This is a genomic window from Oscillospiraceae bacterium, assembly GCA_009780275.1.
GTDB lineage: Bacteria > Bacillota > Clostridia > Oscillospirales > UBA929 > WRAI01.
Window position 1 is genome coordinate 1 of record WRAI01000012.1, and the last position, 16,507, is coordinate 16,507.

Annotated in this window: 18 protein-coding genes; 17 read left to right on the top strand and 1 reads right to left on the bottom strand. The window is 49.5% G+C overall.

Features of this window, described 5'->3' with window-relative positions; all coding sequences use genetic code 11:
• The first annotated feature begins 191 nt into the window (after positions 1 to 191).
• From spoIIIAC to FWE06_04920, 14 genes are all read left to right on the top strand, one after another.
• Complete coding sequence (spoIIIAC, locus tag FWE06_04855) at positions 192 to 386, top strand: stage III sporulation protein AC (GenBank protein MCL2546509.1); 195 nt, start codon at positions 192 to 194, stop codon at positions 384 to 386.
• Positions 387 to 459: 73 nt separating this feature from the next.
• Positions 460 to 846, top strand: coding sequence for a stage III sporulation protein AD (locus tag FWE06_04860; GenBank protein ID MCL2546510.1), 387 nt, complete (start codon positions 460 to 462; stop codon positions 844 to 846).
• Complete coding sequence (locus FWE06_04865) at positions 843 to 1,949, top strand: stage III sporulation protein AE (protein MCL2546511.1); 1,107 nt, start codon at positions 843 to 845, stop codon at positions 1,947 to 1,949. The genes FWE06_04860 and FWE06_04865 overlap by 4 nt, the downstream gene beginning before the upstream one ends.
• Positions 1,950 to 2,417, top strand: a complete 468-nt coding sequence (locus FWE06_04870) for a stage III sporulation protein AF (GenBank protein ID MCL2546512.1) — start codon at positions 1,950 to 1,952, stop codon at positions 2,415 to 2,417. It abuts the gene before it with no gap.
• The gene (locus tag FWE06_04875; protein MCL2546513.1) at positions 2,414 to 2,965 is read left to right on the top strand and encodes a hypothetical protein; all 552 of its coding nucleotides are present in this window, start codon (positions 2,414 to 2,416) and stop codon (positions 2,963 to 2,965) included. Before FWE06_04870 ends, FWE06_04875 begins: the two co-directional genes overlap by 4 nt.
• A 22-nt stretch (positions 2,966 to 2,987) precedes the next feature.
• Positions 2,988 to 3,521, top strand: a complete 534-nt coding sequence (locus FWE06_04880) for a SpoIIIAH-like family protein (GenBank protein ID MCL2546514.1) — start codon at positions 2,988 to 2,990, stop codon at positions 3,519 to 3,521.
• Between the two features lie 85 nt (positions 3,522 to 3,606).
• The gene (locus FWE06_04885) at positions 3,607 to 3,963 is read left to right on the top strand and encodes an Asp23/Gls24 family envelope stress response protein (protein ID MCL2546515.1); all 357 of its coding nucleotides are present in this window, start codon (positions 3,607 to 3,609) and stop codon (positions 3,961 to 3,963) included.
• A complete protein-coding gene (nusB, locus tag FWE06_04890) occupies positions 3,960 to 4,412 on the top strand; it encodes a transcription antitermination factor NusB (GenBank protein MCL2546516.1) in 453 nt (150 codons plus the stop codon). Before FWE06_04885 ends, nusB begins: the two co-directional genes overlap by 4 nt.
• Positions 4,409 to 5,608, top strand: coding sequence for an exodeoxyribonuclease VII large subunit (xseA, locus tag FWE06_04895; GenBank protein MCL2546517.1), 1,200 nt, complete (start codon positions 4,409 to 4,411; stop codon positions 5,606 to 5,608). Before nusB ends, xseA begins: the two co-directional genes overlap by 4 nt.
• The gene (gene xseB, locus FWE06_04900) at positions 5,605 to 5,829 is read left to right on the top strand and encodes an exodeoxyribonuclease VII small subunit (protein MCL2546518.1); all 225 of its coding nucleotides are present in this window, start codon (positions 5,605 to 5,607) and stop codon (positions 5,827 to 5,829) included. Before xseA ends, xseB begins: the two co-directional genes overlap by 4 nt.
• A 55-nt stretch (positions 5,830 to 5,884) precedes the next feature.
• The gene (locus FWE06_04905) at positions 5,885 to 6,274 is read left to right on the top strand and encodes a hypothetical protein (protein MCL2546519.1); all 390 of its coding nucleotides are present in this window, start codon (positions 5,885 to 5,887) and stop codon (positions 6,272 to 6,274) included.
• 20 nt (positions 6,275 to 6,294) lie between these two features.
• Positions 6,295 to 6,987 (top strand): hypothetical protein, encoded by a 693-nt coding sequence (locus FWE06_04910; protein MCL2546520.1) that lies wholly within the window; start codon positions 6,295 to 6,297, stop codon positions 6,985 to 6,987.
• A 7-nt stretch (positions 6,988 to 6,994) separates the two neighbouring features.
• Positions 6,995 to 8,311, top strand: a complete 1,317-nt coding sequence (locus FWE06_04915; GenBank protein MCL2546521.1) for an aspartate kinase — start codon at positions 6,995 to 6,997, stop codon at positions 8,309 to 8,311.
• A 40-nt stretch (positions 8,312 to 8,351) separates the two neighbouring features.
• The gene (locus FWE06_04920) at positions 8,352 to 8,825 is read left to right on the top strand and encodes a hypothetical protein (protein ID MCL2546522.1); all 474 of its coding nucleotides are present in this window, start codon (positions 8,352 to 8,354) and stop codon (positions 8,823 to 8,825) included.
• A 55-nt stretch (positions 8,826 to 8,880) separates the two neighbouring features.
• On the opposite strand, the gene FWE06_04925 is transcribed toward FWE06_04920, so the two are convergent.
• A complete protein-coding gene (locus FWE06_04925) occupies positions 8,881 to 11,067 on the bottom strand; it encodes an alpha-galactosidase (GenBank protein ID MCL2546523.1) in 2,187 nt (728 codons plus the stop codon).
• A 168-nt stretch (positions 11,068 to 11,235) separates the two neighbouring features.
• Between FWE06_04925 and FWE06_04930 the strand changes: the two genes are divergently transcribed.
• The 3 genes from FWE06_04930 to FWE06_04940 all read left to right on the top strand — a co-directional run bounded on the left by FWE06_04930 (position 11,236) and on the right by FWE06_04940 (position 16,506).
• Positions 11,236 to 11,778 carry an RNA polymerase sigma factor gene (locus FWE06_04930; GenBank protein ID MCL2546524.1) on the top strand — a complete coding sequence of 181 codons (543 nt, stop codon included), beginning with the start codon at positions 11,236 to 11,238 and terminating at the stop codon, positions 11,776 to 11,778.
• Positions 11,779 to 11,786: 8 nt separating this feature from the next.
• On the top strand, positions 11,787 to 13,499 hold the full coding sequence (locus FWE06_04935) for a hypothetical protein (GenBank protein MCL2546525.1): 1,713 nt from the start codon (positions 11,787 to 11,789) through the stop codon (positions 13,497 to 13,499).
• A gap of 70 nt (positions 13,500 to 13,569) precedes the next feature.
• The gene (locus FWE06_04940; GenBank protein ID MCL2546526.1) at positions 13,570 to 16,506 is read left to right on the top strand and encodes an acyl-CoA dehydratase activase; all 2,937 of its coding nucleotides are present in this window, start codon (positions 13,570 to 13,572) and stop codon (positions 16,504 to 16,506) included.
• Position 16,507: the final 1 nt, after the last annotated feature.

Consider the following 16,507-nt stretch of genomic DNA (forward strand, 5'->3'; position numbering starts at 1 on the left):
AACAAAAAATCGGCGTTAGATATGTTGGCAAAAGCCATTCACATATCCAACGCCGAAATTGCCATCAGCTGGAACTTTTAAGACGTACTGTTCTTTATGCCAATCTGTACGCTTCGGTTTACGGGTTCTTTTTTTTGTTTGACAGCATAAAGTATTTCATGGACAACCCCATACAAAGGAGGAATTTTTTCATGCAAGTTGATTTGATCTTTCGCATCGCCGCCATCGGCATACTCGTGTCGGTGCTGCACTTGTTGCTCAAACATTCGGGACGCGAAGAACAGGCGATGGTGACGACTATTGCAGGGCTTGTTGTTGTGTTGATGATGGTGCTGAATGAAATCAATACATTGTTTGAGTCGGTGCGAACGATGTTTGGTTTTTGAACCAATATGGGAAAGCAAGGTAACTTAGCGTATACTTGAGCCGTGTAGTTGATGTACACAGAGGAGAAAATTCATGGAAGAGCTGATGAGAATTGCGACGCTTGCTGTTCTGGGATTGGCCATGACGCTGTTGTTGAAGCGCGATGTACCGCCGTTGGCACTAATTGTAACGATTGCGCTAATTATTGCAATATTGATGATGGCAATTAACACGTTGGGGCAGGTCAATGCATTCATCATGCGCGCCGCTGAAGTGGCGGAACTGAATGGTGATATTCTTGTGCCGTTAATGAAAACGGTGGCAATTGCTGTTATTGTGCGTGTATTTGCTTCACTTTGCCGTGATGCGTGTGAGACGGCAATTGCAGCCGCCGTAGAAATCGCGGGTGCGGCGATTGCGCTGGTGTTACTGTTGCCATTGTTTAACGCGGTGCTGGAACTGACGGTGCATTTACTATGAAAATATTGTTGATGATATTGTTGGCATTGCTTGTTATGGCGCTGAGCGGCTATGCTTATGAAGACACCGTGCCGCAAGATATCGTTGATGCAGTGGGCGTTGAAGATATTGTTCACGCATTGCCTGGCGAAGCGGCTGACCTAATGCACGGTATGACGCCGTATAATGCAAGAAATTGGCAGGCTACATTTAATAACCTTATCGGGCAAGCAGGACGCGAGGCCGGTGGCGCGTTACGGACGGCGTTGTTGGGATTGCTTGTGATAGTTGCGATTTTGCTCATTTGCGGCATGGTGGATGGGCTGCGTGAGGGTGAGGATGTCAATGGGCATGACTTTGTGCAGACCGGAGGTGCGTTGGCGATTGGCGTGACGGCATTGATGCAGGTCAATGGGCTGTTGCAGCTAGGCAGCCGAATGATTGAGCAGTTGACGACATTTTCTAACGTATTGATTCCCACGATGACAACAGTCGCTATCGTGAGCGGGCAACCGGGGGCGGCACTTGCCAAGCAGTCCGCGGCAGTGCTTTTTGGCGGAATATTGATGAATGTGATTCAGGGTGTGTTGATTCCGCTGTTATATGGTTATATCGCGCTGTCTGTCGCGCATGCGGCGGTTGGGCATGATACGCTTGGCAAGATAGCACAATTGTTGAAATGGATAGCCTCGCGACTACTTATCATCTTGATGACGCTGTATACGCTGTTCCTGAGTTTGTCAGGAGTATTGGCGGGCGCAACTGATAATTTAGCGCTGCGTGGCACGAAAGCGGCAATTAATGTCGTGCCGGTAGTAGGCGGAATTATCTCAGGCGCGGCCGATAGTGTGATGGCAGGCGCGACGCTGGTACGGGCGTCAATTGGCGTGTTTGGTTTGCTGGCGATGGTTGCGTTGGTGTTGACGCCGTTTATTCAGATGTCGATGTCATATCTTGTATTCAAAGTTGGCGCGGCGGTTGCGCCTGTGATGAGCAGATCAAAGCTCAATACATTGGTTGCTGATATTGGCGCGGCATTTGGGCTGTTATTGGGTATGGTGGGCGCAGCGTTCTTTATCAACTTCATTTCGGTATTGGCGTTAATGATGGGGGTGCGATTGTAGATGGTGCATGATTTCATCAGAAACTGGGTCATGAGCTTGACGGGTACGGGAATTGTTGTTGCTGTAGCGTTGGCGTTAACGCCGGAGGGGACGATTAAGAAGATTGTGCGGTTGGGAGCAAGTATAATTTTATTGCTTATGGTGCTACGGCCGATTTTTCATATTGTCAATATGGATTGGGTGTTTGACACCCATATGGCCGTGTTGACGACTGAGCAAGGACAGGAAATTGCGTTAGAGGCACAAAAAGAGCGCATAGCTGACCGGCTGTCCGCATATATATCTGCCATGGGAACGGGGTTGGACGTTGACGTCAATGTGGTCGTTGAGCAGGGGATGCTGACTATTGATAGTGTAGAAATCAATTATCCGCGAAATATGCCCATTACGGACATTGAAAGCATTACTCGTAGAATTGTCGAAGGCTATGGACTGCCTGCGTACAGGCAAAATTGGAGGAAGAGATGAAGTACGATGCAGAAAAATTGAAAAGCGTATTAAGCAAGTATAAATATCTGTTGATTGTAGTGGCCATGGGGGTGGCTTTGCTGATATGGCCATCAAGTCGACAGTCGACTGTAGGACAGACATCGTCTGCACAGGCAGAATATGCGCAAATGTTCAGCACCGCTGAGATGGAAACGCGATTAAGTGAGGCTTTGGCTCGTGTAGAGGGTGTGGGGCGTGTGGAAGTTGTATTGACATTGCGGAGCGGCACGGAAACGGTCTTTCAGACTGAGAATTCAAAGCGTGTTTCGCAGCAGCGCGAGAACGGAGAGACGATTGACTACAACAATGATACGACAGAATCAACCCTTGTGTTGGCGCGGGGTGGGGGAGTGCAAGAACCGGCTGTCGTTATGAAACGTTCGCCAGAATTTATGGGCGCGCTTATCATCGCTGACGGCGGCAATGAGCAGGTCGTGGCGTTACAAATCATCAACGCTGTCACAGCGCTGACGGGAATCCCGTCGGATAGAATCGCTGTTGTGGGTATGCAAACACCTGCTGAGTAATAAAAATTTGGAGGAAGAAAAAATGAAAATCTGGCAGAGAAACGCAGTTGTAGCAGTGGTCGTGTTGTTTGTAGCCATCTCGGTGTACTTAAGTTGGTCGTACAACCAAGAGCTTGACATCAATGCTGATGTGCCCGTCCACGCGCCGCTGGGAGGCGATGAAAGCACGCCGGCAGGAATAGGTGAAACACTGTCGACCGAGCGTCAAGCATATTTTGCCGAGGCTAGGCTGACGCGACAACGAGCACGTGACAGCGCATTAGCGATGCTTAACGAAGTAAACGCGACACCGGCATCAACGCAGGAAGTGCGTGACAAGGCAAGTGAAGATATTCGTGTCATTGCTGAATATGCTATGTTAGAAGCCACCATTGAGGGATTAATTCGTGCCCAAGGTTTTGCAGATAGTGTAGCTTACATCAGCGAGTCGCGATTGACAATCGTTGTCGCTGCACCCGAGGGTGGATTGACGGCAGTTGACGTGGCGAGAATTAAGAATATCGCATTGAATGAGACGTCGTATACTATTGAGCAAATAAGCATTATGGAGGCATAGGGCAATCGCCCGGTAGTGCTATTTACAAAAACAATAAACATATGCTATAATACAAACACTACCAAAGAATGTTGAGGTGAGTACTATGAGTGAATATAGCAAAGATTTGGGCGTTGTCCATATCTCCCATGATGTGATAGCCTCGATTGCGGCGATTGCGGCATCGGAAGTCGAGGGTGTGCATAGTTTATCCACGGGCGCCCGGGCTGACTTGCGCGGTAAGCGAAATATTGCCAAAGGCGTGAAAATTACAATTGAAAATGGCAATGTGACCTGCTATCTATTTATCCTTGTCAAGCGTGATTGTCCGATTTTGGATGTATCAAAGGCTGTACAGGAAAATGTCAAATCGCATATCGAGTCGATGACGGGGCTGCACGTAGCGGCAGTCAATGTGAATGTTGCCGGCGTGGCGTTTGGCAAAACGGAACGCAAGGCATGACCCGTAAGCAAGCTCGCGAGGCGGCGTTTCACGCGTTGTTTGCCTTGACATTTTCGCCGGAGGCAAATCAAAAAGAAATTATTGACTTGCTCTCGCCCATCGCGCAAGCCGCATGGCGCGATGAATGCGACATTTACAACAATCCAGCGCACGAAGAAGCTGAATACATCGAAGCCGCGGTGCTTGGCGTGACTGCCAGTGCTGCGGCTCTTGATGCGTCTATTGAGCAACACGCCAAAGGCTGGGCAATGGGACGTATTAGCCGCGTGGCACGGACGTTGATGCGTATGGCAATTTTTGAGCCTACTGCGATTGACGGTGTGACGCAGGCCACGGCAATCAACGAAGCTGTTAAGTTGTGCAAGCGCTACGACAGTGAAGAGGCGGCAGCGTTCATTAATGGTGTGTTGGGTTCGATTGCGCGCAGTGATGAGGGTGAAAAAGCATGATGCCTATCACGGTCACGGAGTTAAATGAATACGTCAAGTCATTGCTTGAACGTGATGACGTTTTGCAAAATGTGTTGGTGCGCGGCGAGCTGTCGAACTACAAAATTTACGGCTCGGGGCATCATTATTTTTCTCTGAAAGATGCCGACTCAGCTATCCGTTGTGTCATGTTTAAGGGACAAGCCTCTAAACTGAAATTTGCACCCAAAGACGGTATGCGGGCATTGTTGACAGGGCGTGTGTCGGTGTATCCGCGCGATGGCGCATACCAGTTGTACGTCAATGAGGTGATTCCCGACGGCGTTGGCGATTTGGCGCTGGCGTTTGAACAGTTGAAAGAAAAATTGCACAGCGAGGGGTTGTTTGATACGCGGCATAAAAAATCATTGCCGCGTATGCCGCGCAAGGTGGCACTCGTGACATCACCGACAGGGGCTGTCGTGCACGATATGATGCAGATTTTAAAGCGGCGGTATCCGCTTTGTAAGGTGTTGATTTGCCCTGTGCGTGTGCAAGGTGTGGAGGCACCGGGCGAAATTGTTACCATGATTGAAACACTCAATCGCTTGCGGGCAGTCGATTTAATGATTGTCGGGCGTGGCGGGGGCAGTTTGGAAGATTTATGGGCGTTCAATGATGAGCGCGTGGCGCGAGCGATTTTTGCGTCAGACATCCCTGTGGTGTCGGCGGTAGGGCATGAGCCGGACATGACGATTGCCGACTTTGTCGCTGATGTGCGGGCAAGCACGCCGTCACACGCGGCGGAGATTGTTACGCCGGATAGGTTGGAGTTGCGCGACGGTTTGCAAGCGCAGTTGTCGCGCATGGGTTTGGCGTTGCGGCGGCGGTTGGGGCGTGAACGGGAGCGGATGATATTTTTGGCCGAGCGGCGCGTGTTGCGCGAATCGGCGCATTATGTGCAGGACAGGCGGTTGCAGTTGGACAGGCTGTCAAGTCATATACAATCACAGCTTGAACGGCGCATTGCCGAAGCCAAAAGCCAAACGACGGCTTATGCGGGCAGGCTCGATGCGTTGAGCCCGTTGCGGGTGCTGGACCGCGGGTATGCCATTGCGCAAGACGGTGAGGGCAGGGCGGTGCGGTCGGTAAAGAAAGTAAACGTGGGCGATACGCTGTCGCTACGGTTGCGCGACGGCGAATTGGCGGCGAATATTACAGAGGTGAAGAAGCAATGAGCAAGAAAAAGACGTCTTACGAAGAAAATGTCAAACGCTTAGAGGAAATCACTGTTTCTCTGGAAAAGGGTGATTTGCCGCTGGATGAGTCGTTGAAATTGTTTGAGGAGGGCACTAAACTGGTGCGTGAATCGACGAAAATGCTTGATGAGGCGGAGCAGAAAGTCTTTATGCTGGTGCAGAATGAGGACGGCGAATACGAGGCTGCGGAGAATGAGTAGGGTAGAGGTGGTGTAGTTAGTTTATATGTTGAACATGTGCTAGAGAGGTAATTCCATGAGTGCTAAAAAAGGGGCTGTGCTAATGTTGTGTGTCACGATAATAATTATGCTGGTAGTTTGTGGTCTTTTTGCTCCGACAATTGATGGGCGTTGGGAAAAAAGCGGCCAACCTTTTTCAACGTTTGTGCTTCTTTTTGGAACAAACGGCACAGTCTATCATTGGCAACACCGTTTTGTTGGGGATGGCGATAGGCCTTGGGACACTGTGGATGTTGAATATCCGTCACTAAATTGGCGCATTGAGGATGGAAAGATTGTCCTTTATAATGATATAATGGAAGAACGTATACCTTTTTGCATTTCATCGAGCGGATTACTCACCTTTTTGGAACCTAGCTACTTCTTTGGTGACATGACCGGATATGAGTTTATTCGCTCTAGCTAGATAAATCGGAGGTGTCCTCCATGATAAATAACTACGATGATTTTATCGCGCAACTCTTGAATGCCGGCTTTTCGATGGGCGCCGGCAATGATGAGGGTGTGTTTGCATTGCTTTCGCATAACTGGGACAATACGCCGGAGGATTGTCTGCTGCAATGGCATACCGGCGACGCTGACACTGATCCGTGGGTGTGGCGTATGCGTGTGCTGGACGAGCGGGATGATGTGGCGTATAGCAAGTTTTTCTTCAAAAAGTCGGGTTATATTACGCGGGAATGGTATCCATACTTTTTGGCAGCGCGGCGTGGTGGCAGGACTTTTGATGAGGCTTATGCTGACGGCACGATGAGTCAATATGCCAAGCGGATTTATCATGCCGTTGCCGAAAATGGCGCGTTGCCGTTGGATGAAATCAAGCGACAAGGCGGTTTTTCGCGAGATGAGAAGCCAAAGTTTGATGGGGCGTTGGTTGAGTTACAGATGAGATTGTACTTGACTATGTGTGGGCAGGCGCAAAAGATTTCGCAGAATGGCGGGGAATATGGTTGGTCGTCGACGGTATTCTGCACAACGGAAAACTTCTGGGGTGAGGATGTTTTTAGGCAAGCGGCAGAAATTGACGTTGATGAGGCGGTTGAGAAAATTGCCGCGCAGGTTTTGTTGTTGAATCCTACGGCGGAAGAGAAGAAGATTATAAAATTTATCAAGGGGTAAAGTTATTATGTCAACTATTGTAGCTAAGTTCGGTGGCAGCTCGCTGGCCGATGCCAATCAGTTCAAGAAAGTCGCCGACATTGTCAAAAGCGACCCAAATCGCCGGTATGTTATACCATCCGCGCCGGGCAAGCGGTCGAGTGAGGATGAAAAAGTCACCGATATGCTCTATGCCTGCTATGCCAAAGCGCGTAAAGGTGAGAGTTTTGATGCTGACTTCGCAGCCATTTGTGCGCGATATCAGGGAATTATCGACGATTTGGGTTTGACGCTCGATTTGTCCGACGAGTTTAGTTACATACAAACGGCGTTTAAGCGTAAGGCAGGCAAGGCCTATGCGGCAAGCCGTGGGGAGTATTTGTGTGGCATTGTGTTGGCGGCGTATTTGGACTTTGATTTTGTCGATGCTGCTCGCGTCATTTGTTTTGATGACAACGGCGAGTTTAACGTCAAAGAAACCAAGGCGACCTTGCAAAACATCTTGGCAAACTATGAATATGCAGTCATCCCCGGCTTTTACGGCAGTACGCCGGAGGATAACATCGTCACTTTTTCGCGCGGAGGTTCGGACATTACCGGCGCGCTTGTGGCGCAAGGTGTGGAGGCGGATTTATACGAGAACTGGACAGATGTGCCGGGATTTCTCGCCGCTGATCCGCGTATTGTGGATAGCCCCGACCGTATTGACGTAATTACTTACCGAGAACTGCGCGAGCTGTCGTACATGGGCGCAACGGTATTGCATGAGGACACGATTTTCCCTGTGTATGTCAGCGGTATTGCCATTCATATTCGCAACACAAACGATGTCAGTGCCAAAGGCACGCTGATTGTTGCCGACGCGCCGCCAAGTGAAGATTCGCGGCCGGTAACGGGCATTGCGGGGCGCAAGGGATTTTCAGCAATTCTCATCGAAAAGTCTAGAATGAGGAGTCGGCCGTCGTTTTTGCACAATGTTTTGGAAGTATTGGAAGAGCATGGCGTTATCATCGAGCATATGCCGTCCGGTATTGATATGGTGTCTATTGTCGTCAGTACAAAGTGCTTGGCAGGCAAGGAAAATGCCATCATCGCGGCACTAAAAGCCGCTGTCAATGCCGATAGCGTAGAAATCGAGCATGGCTTGGCGCTGATTGCCGTCGTCGGACGCGGCATGGTGCAGTCACGCGGCTGCGCTGCGCGGATTTTCGCTTCGATTGCTCACTCATGGGTCAATGTGCGCATGATTGACCAAGGTGCGAGTGAGCTGAATGTTGTTGCAGGTGTGATGGAAGGAGATTTTGAGAAGGCTGTGAATGCGATTTATGATTCGTTTTTTAATTGATGGGTTGTGAAAATTTATATTATCGACAGGAGAAATAATCATGAAGAAATTTCTAGTTCTATCTTTGGCATTGACTCTACTTATCGCAATAACAGCATCAATGGTCGGTTGCGGCAACAATAGCGATTATCCAAACAACGACAGCCCAAATACGGGCGAGTTTGCAGGCACATTTGTGTCAAATTTGAGTGGACAACGAATTTATTTTCATGCTGACGGAACTTGGGAAACCGATGCGCCCCCTTTAGGACGACAAACTGGCACATATACATTTGCAAACAATAGAATAGAAACATTTTTTGACGAGGTTACGTCAATCGCTTTGATTAGGAGTGCTGTGGGCTTTTGGGCAGAACCGGGAAGTGAAGAGTGGTACGCACTTGTAGAGGAAGATATGCAAGAATTAGAAGAAATGATGGCGAGCCCGATAGCCGTGTATGCCTATGACTCCGAGTTGGGCACGTTACGTTTTTATGGAGAGCCCGACGACCCACAAGTGCTCACACGCGAGTGATACGCAGTATAAGCATACTGTACAAAAGAGGCGGTCAATTGACCGCCTCTTTGACTCACTCCGCCTTAAAATGCCATAATCGTGCCTTAAAGTCTCCAAACAAGAACGGTAGCGTAAACCCTGTGTTCATCAACTCGTCACCGCCCCATGTGCCGCCATTGGTTTCCCTGTACGTCAAATTCGGGTCAAGACCGCGCAGGGTAAGGCGTGAAAAACACGGCTGCGGGTCGCTCAGCACCAACGCATAAACCACAACAGCCTCACGCTTATCGGGCGATACGAGCATCCAGGCAAAGTCGTTGCCGTCAAATGGATTGCGCAAGCGATACAACGTGCCGTCGGCGATAAGATGGCGCGTTTGTTTGTATAATGCTGTCTGTTGCTTAACTTGCTCGCGTTCTTCGTCAGTTAATGCGCCGATGTTGAGTTCATAGCCAAATTGGCACAGCAGTGCAACCAATCCGCGGGTATCAAAGTCGGTTTGGCGGTGTACTTGGTGGTTGGGGCTAACCGAAACATGCGCACTCATCGACGATACGGGGTAGCACAGGCTCGTGCCGTACTGGATGCGCAGACGTTCAATCGCGTCGCTGCAATCGCTGGCCCACACTTGCGGCATATAGTACAGCATGCCCGGGTCAAAACGCCCGCCGCCGCCGCTGCAACTCTCAAAGAGCACTTCAGGATGGCGCGAAGTAATGCGCTCCAGCACGTCGTATAAGCCCAGCACATAGCGATGCCACAATTCTTGTTGGCGGTGTGCGGGCAATGCCGCTGAACACACTTCAGTTAAGTGACGGTTGGCGTCCCACTTGACGTACGAAATGGGCGCGGAATCTAAGATTTTGCAAACGGAATCGACGACATAATCGCGTACTTCTTCGCGCGACAAATCAAGCACGCATTGCATACGGCTCAACGAATGCGGTCGTGTCGGTACTTGAATCGCCCAATCGGGGTGCGCGCGATACAGATCGCTGTCGGGCGAAATCATTTCAGGCTCGAACCATAGCCCAAATTGTAGTCCGGCGTTTTTGGCGTTTTCGGCAACGGTTTTCAGTCCGCCGGGCAGTTTTTCTTGGTTAACCACCCAGTCGCCAAGTGAGCGCAAATCGTCGTTGCGCTTGCCAAACCAGCCGTCGTCGAGTACAAACAACTCAATACCAAGCCCGGTACAACTGTCGCACAAGGCTTTGAGGCTCGTTTCATCGAACGAGAAGTAGGTTGCCTCCCAATTGTTGATGACAATGGGTCGCTCCTTTTTCAGCCATGGACTATGTCCCAAACGATTGCGGTACAAGTCATGGAATGTTGCGCTCATGCCATTTAAGCCGCTGTCGCTGTAAACCATGACGGCTTCGGGCGTTTGGAACGACGCATTAGGCTGCATTTCCCAGGAAAAGTCGAAGGGATTAATGCCCATTTGCACGCGCGTGACATCGTATGTGTCGACTTCCGCCAACGCCAAAAAGCTGCCGCTGTAAACGAGGTTGCAGGCGTAGACATCGCCTTGGTCTTCGTTGGTGTGCGGGCGTTTGAGGGCGATAAACGGGTTGTGTGCGTGTGACGACATACCGCGGCGGCTTTCGACCGATTGCGTACCGTAGCGCAAGGGTGTGACGGCAATTTGGCGCTCCTTAACGTGCGCGCCGTAGAGGTGCACTAACTCAAAATCCTTGTCGGGCAGGTCGAGCGACAGGCTCATCGCCCGCAATAGCGTGATGGGTTCGCCGCCCTCGTTGTAGAGGGCAGCCGAGCGAATGATGGCACTTTTTTCAGCATAAACGGTATATGATAACACGACTTTCAAGCCAATTTGTGTGTCTTTGAGTGTTAAAAGCAAAGTCTCGGCATTGTCGCTGTCTTCAGCGTGGAGGCAGGGGAGCCCGTCAAGTGCCGGCTTGCCCTTCACAAGTTCGTAGCCTTGATAAACTAAATCGCAAATTCTTGCGCCGTCGGGTGTTTTGACTTGGATGGCAGGGCTGCGAAAATCAGAGTTGCCAAAAGCCGGGTATTCGTGTGATAATGTATCAAGGCTGATTGCGCGCCCATCGATGCCGTGCGGTGTGGGGCAGAATCCGCGCTCGGTGGTGCGAATTAAATCATCGCAGTTGACGTTGTTGACGCGCTTGCCCCAATAAGCGTGGGCAGGCCAGCGGTCGTGCATGATGGCGAATGCGTAGCTGGTGTTGCCGGCTTGCAGATGAAACTGCTTGCCGTCTTTGGAAACCTTAATTGGCATAGGGTTGTCCTCCTGTTGTGTGTCACCTTTGTGTAATGTTGGTTCGTTATGCGGGACGCGCAGGGGCGCACTTCTTACAATAATAATCCAAAACTTCTTGTATGTCAATGCAAAGTTTTGAAACTTTTTGCCTGCGCCGTGCCGCTATAGATAATAGGGGGTGAGTATATGGTCGACAAAGCTATCACTTCGAGATTTAATGAAATTTATGACACTACATACAATGCCGTTCTGTCATTTGTGGCGTATCGGTGCAAAAATGTTGCAGATATCGGCGATGTTGTGCAGGAAACATATGTAGAACTCTATAATATGTTGCAAAAGCGTGGTGTTGATTATGTGCAGAATGAACAGGCGATTGCGCTAAAAATTGCTAAACAAAAATTGTCGCGGTACTATTCGCTGGTTGAAAAATTGCAACGGCTTGTGCCGTTGTTTGCCGTGAATGATGAGGGGGACGAAGTGCCGTTGACGGACTTGGAGGCTGACGCCTTTTTGGCGGAGGATTATAACGTCAATCAAGCGGTGTTGTCCGAGGCGCAGGAGATGATTGCAAAGAAACCGGATGACGTGAGAAAAGTGCTGTATTTATACTACGATAAGGGTCTATCGATCGATGAAGTCGCAAAAAAGTTATCATTGACGCAATCCAACGTGAAGAATAAACTCTATCGTACGCTGAAAGAATTGCGGAAACTATTACAGGAATGAGGTGCAATATGAAAGGTCAAGAGTTTGTAAAAACGGTCGTATGTGCGGCGGCACGTGCTGAAGTGCCTGATAAAGAGAAAATTCGCGAAGCTGTTGTGACACAAAAGGCTGACATTGTTGTGCCAATGGTTAGGCCACGGCATATGGTGATTCGGCGTGTTGTTTTTGCGTCGTTGGCATTTGTGCTGATTGGCGTGGTTGGCCTATCGACGATGTTTTTGAGTGGGCGGGATGATGGCGTGGGCGGGCCGCCGGAAGTTGTTGCGCCGCCGCCGGACAATGCCCCACCTGTACAACAGCTGACGGAAGATGAGCTGTTGATTCAAGATTTTTTGCGGCAGTTTGTGAGTATACATGACTTTTCGCCGTATCCCGAGCTGACTTGGTTGGAATGGGTGGAGCATCTCTTTGGCGGTACGGATTTGTTTGAAATGTATCCGCAGTTGAACTGGCAAATTCACCCGTCGAATATATACAGTATTGGCGGTGCTCATTATCGAGAAGACCAAACGCTGCCGTTCTATTTTCGAAGGCCTGAAATAGCCCCTTACTTCATAATGTTTCCATACCCGCTGCTGCCATTCTTGGGGCCATTTGATATGTTCGCCGAGAGTTTTTATTTAATTGACCTTGAAGGAAACGGGATACCGGCGGTGGTTGTGCATTTCGACGAGCCAGCCTTTGATAGGGAATCATCAACGAGGTTATTGTTTCGGTATGTCAACGGTGTGTTTACTCGTGAGGAATTGCCCTACGGCAGCGCGTTTTACATTGACCCGCAGGGTAGAGTTGTGATGAGTAAAACAATGGCTGTACGAGGAGAAAGGGATGGTTCGCGCGCATGGATTTCGGAGAATCCCGTGCTGATGCAGGACTTTTATTACGTCGCATTTGATGGCGGGGAGATGGTGCTTACACCGACGGCGCGGCCAACGGAGAGGCGTTGGACGGCTGACGAAGGCGTTGAATACCTTAACCTTACGCCCATGCCGCACCTTGTTGAGTTACAGGAGCAGATTACGGCGAATATTCGGGCATACTTTACCAATCGGCCGCCGTCAAATGTAGTGGTGACGTTGCCAGAGTGGGCAGAAGAGCAAGATGGCGAGGATGAAGTGCCGCCTACACAAATTACGCCGTCTACGCCGGATGTGACACCAACGGCACCTGCGCCTGATGTAGCACCTGTGCCATGGTGGAATACGTTCACTTTCCCTGCTCGTCCGTCTGTTCCCAGTAATCTTGGTGTATTGGTGCATGATTTTTTGGCGGAGGAATGGATTTCAAGCTTTCAGAATGGTTATGGCACTGCTGTGCGCCGCAATGGCGCGCAAACACTCTTGGTGACTTATGCGGACTTAGGAGAAGCTGAAAATCGTAGTTTTGACGCTGGGCTTGGACGTAGATTGTTTGAAGGCGCAAATGTAACGGGCGACCAGTATTATGTGCATCTGGACCTTGAGTTTATAGGCGAATCGGCTAATGCATGGATTGGTTTTTGGCATAGGTATGGTGGCGGAGGGCAGGGAAGTCCGGTTTGGTGGAGTTCAGCGAATAATACCGGACAAAACAGATTTTCAGGAATAATCAATTTAGATTTTTTCACAGACTGGATTGGTTTGAGTGACGCAAACTATTTTGTAAACTATGCGGGTGTGAGTTTCAATTCAAGCGGTGCTATGCTTATCAATCACTTCGCGTTATATCGCGTCGCTGAGTAATCCATAAACTTGACACATCTGCGCCGAACGGTTATACTCTTATATGTGAAAGTAAGTATAGGGAGTAACCATGCAAGAACAGTATATACTCGGCATTGATGTAGGCTCAACAACGCTCAAAACTGTCGTGCTTGATCCAAGCGGACAGATTGTTGAAAAGAGTTATCAACGCCATTTATCAAAAGTGCGTGAAACAACGTACGAACATATTAAATCATTGCAACGCCTGCTCAAAGGCCAGTCCTTGAAAGTCGCCATCACCGGGTCGGCGGGCATGGGGTTGGCCGAGTCGGGCGGGCTTTGCTTTGTGCAAGAGGTCTTTGCCACTGCAGATGCCGTGGCACGCGAACACCCCGATGCCGATGTTGTCATTGAACTCGGTGGCGAGGATGCTAAAATCATTTTCCTGCAAGGCACATTGGAAGAACGCATGAATGGCACTTGTGCAGGCGGCACGGGCTCGTTTATCGACCAAATGGCGGCGTTAATGAATGTTACACTGCCTGAACTCGACGCATTGAGCTTGCAGTACGAGAAAATTTACCCCATTGCCTCACGTTGCGGTGTTTTTGCAAAGAGCGACATCCAGCCGCTGCTCAACCAGGGCGCGCGCAAGGAAGATCTTGCGGCGAGTATTTTTCAGGCTGTTGTTGACCAGACAATCGGCGGATTGGCGCAAGGGCGCGACATTGCGGGCAATGTGCTGTTCTTAGGCGGGCCATTGTCGTTTTTCAAGGGATTGCAAGAGCGATTTGTGGAAACATTGAAATTGAGCCAGGAGCAAGCGAATTTTACTGAGCTTGCGCCATATTTTATGGCATTGGGCGCGGCGTATTACGCGAAAAATGCAAGTGGCGTGATTGGTTACGAGGATCTGGTTGAAACTTTGGCGTGTGAGCCGGAAGGACAAAGCGATTTTTCCGTTGGACAAGCCTTGTTTAAGAGCGATGAAGAATATCAAGTTTTTAAGCAACGACATGCGGCGATGACAGTTGAGCAGAAGAATATTTTGACATATAGCGGCAACGCATACTTAGGCATTGATGCCGGTTCGACGACGACAAAGTTAGTGCTGATTGCTGAGGATGACAGCATTCTCTACCGTCATTACGCCTCTAATGGCGGCAATCCATTGCCTGTTATCCGTGAGCAGTTGATGAAAATATATAAGCTGTGCGGCGAGCGGATTAACATTGCGGCAAGTGCTGTCACCGGTTATGGCGAGGAGTTGATGCAGGCGGCGTTTGGTATAGATTTTGGGTTGGTTGAAACGGTAGCGCATTATACGGCGGCAAAGCATTTCAGTCCCGATGTTAATTTTATCATCGATATTGGCGGACAGGATATTAAATGCTTTCATATCAAGGATGGTGCAGTTGATTCGGTTGTACTGAATGAGGCATGTTCGTCAGGTTGCGGTTCGTTTATAGAAACATTTGCCACATCATTAGGCTATTCAATGGATGATTTTTCGGCATTGGCTTTGACGGCGGAACGTCCTGTTGACCTCGGTTCGCGTTGTACTGTATTTATGAATTCTTCACTAAAACAGGCACAGAAAGATGGTGCTTCGGTGGCGGATATCGCAGCGGGATTGGCGATGAGTGTGATTAAGAACGCGCTGTATAAAGTCATCCGTGTGCGTTCGGGAGATGAATTGGGCGAACATATTGTTGTGCAAGGCGGAACGTTCTTAAATGACGCTATTCTACGTTGCTTTGAACGGGAATTGGGACGCGAGGTTGTGCGGCTGTCGATTTCAGAATTGATGGGCGCGTATGGTGCGGCACTTTACGCAAAAGCCAACACAACTGTTGCGCCACGGCTGATTGATGCTGGACAGTTAGCGGCATTTACGCACAAGTCTACCGGTGTGACTTGCAAACAATGCACCAATAAATGTGCTGTAACAGTCAGCACGTTCGGCGGCGACAAGAAATTTATTGTCGGAAACAAGTGTGATGCCGGGGCGGGTGGGGTGAGAGTATCGCCCTTGCCCAATCTTGTGGCGCAAAAATACGAGGCACTGATGGATGTACCACTGGTCGGCCAAAGCAAATTAAGAGTCGGTATCCCTATGGTGTTGAATATGTATGAAAATCTGCCGTTTTGGGCAGCATTTTTCACGGAATTAGGCTGTGATATTGTGTTGAGTGAACAGTCGAGCCGTGATTTGTATATGAAAGGGCAGCACACCATTCCATCCGATACGGCGTGCTATCCCGCCAAAATCGTGCATGGGCATATCGAGTCATTGGTGTCGCAATCGGTTGACGCGATTTTTTACCCTTGTATGAGTTATAATGTTGATGAAGGCATTTCTGACAACTGCTACAACTGCCCTGTGGTGGCGTATTACCCTGAGGTGATTGCCGGAAATGTGGCGAGCGTGGCAGAAACGAAATTTATATACTCGCATATCGGCTGGCAAAGCAAATCGCGCTTTATCAAGCAGATGGAGCAGGCATTGAAGGCGATTTTGCCGTTGGTTAAGCGTAAGGACATCGCGGTGGCGGCGGACAAGGCTTACGCGGCACATACGGCGTACCGAAAGCAGGTTGCCGATATGGGACAAGCTGCGCTTGATTATGCTAAAGAAAACAACAATCCGGTGATTTTATTGGGCTGTCGCCCGTATCACATTGATCCGGAGATCAATCACGGCATTGATACACTGCTCAGTTCACTCGGCTTTGTTATTGTGACCGAAGATGCCATTGGCCACCTGCTTCCCAAACCGGAGTTGAACATTCTCAACCAGTGGACATATCATGCGCGGCTGTATAATGCGGCAAAATTTGTTGCACAGCATGATAATATGGAAATGGTATTGCTTGTATCGTTCGGATGCGGGCTAGATGCCATTACGGGCGATGAAATCAGCGATATTTTGCGAAACCAAGGCAAGTTGTATACACAAATTAAAATTGATGAAATCAACAATCTGGGCGCTGCAAAAATCCGCTTGCGCAGCCTTGCATCTGTGATGAAAGAAAGGGAGGCGTAAT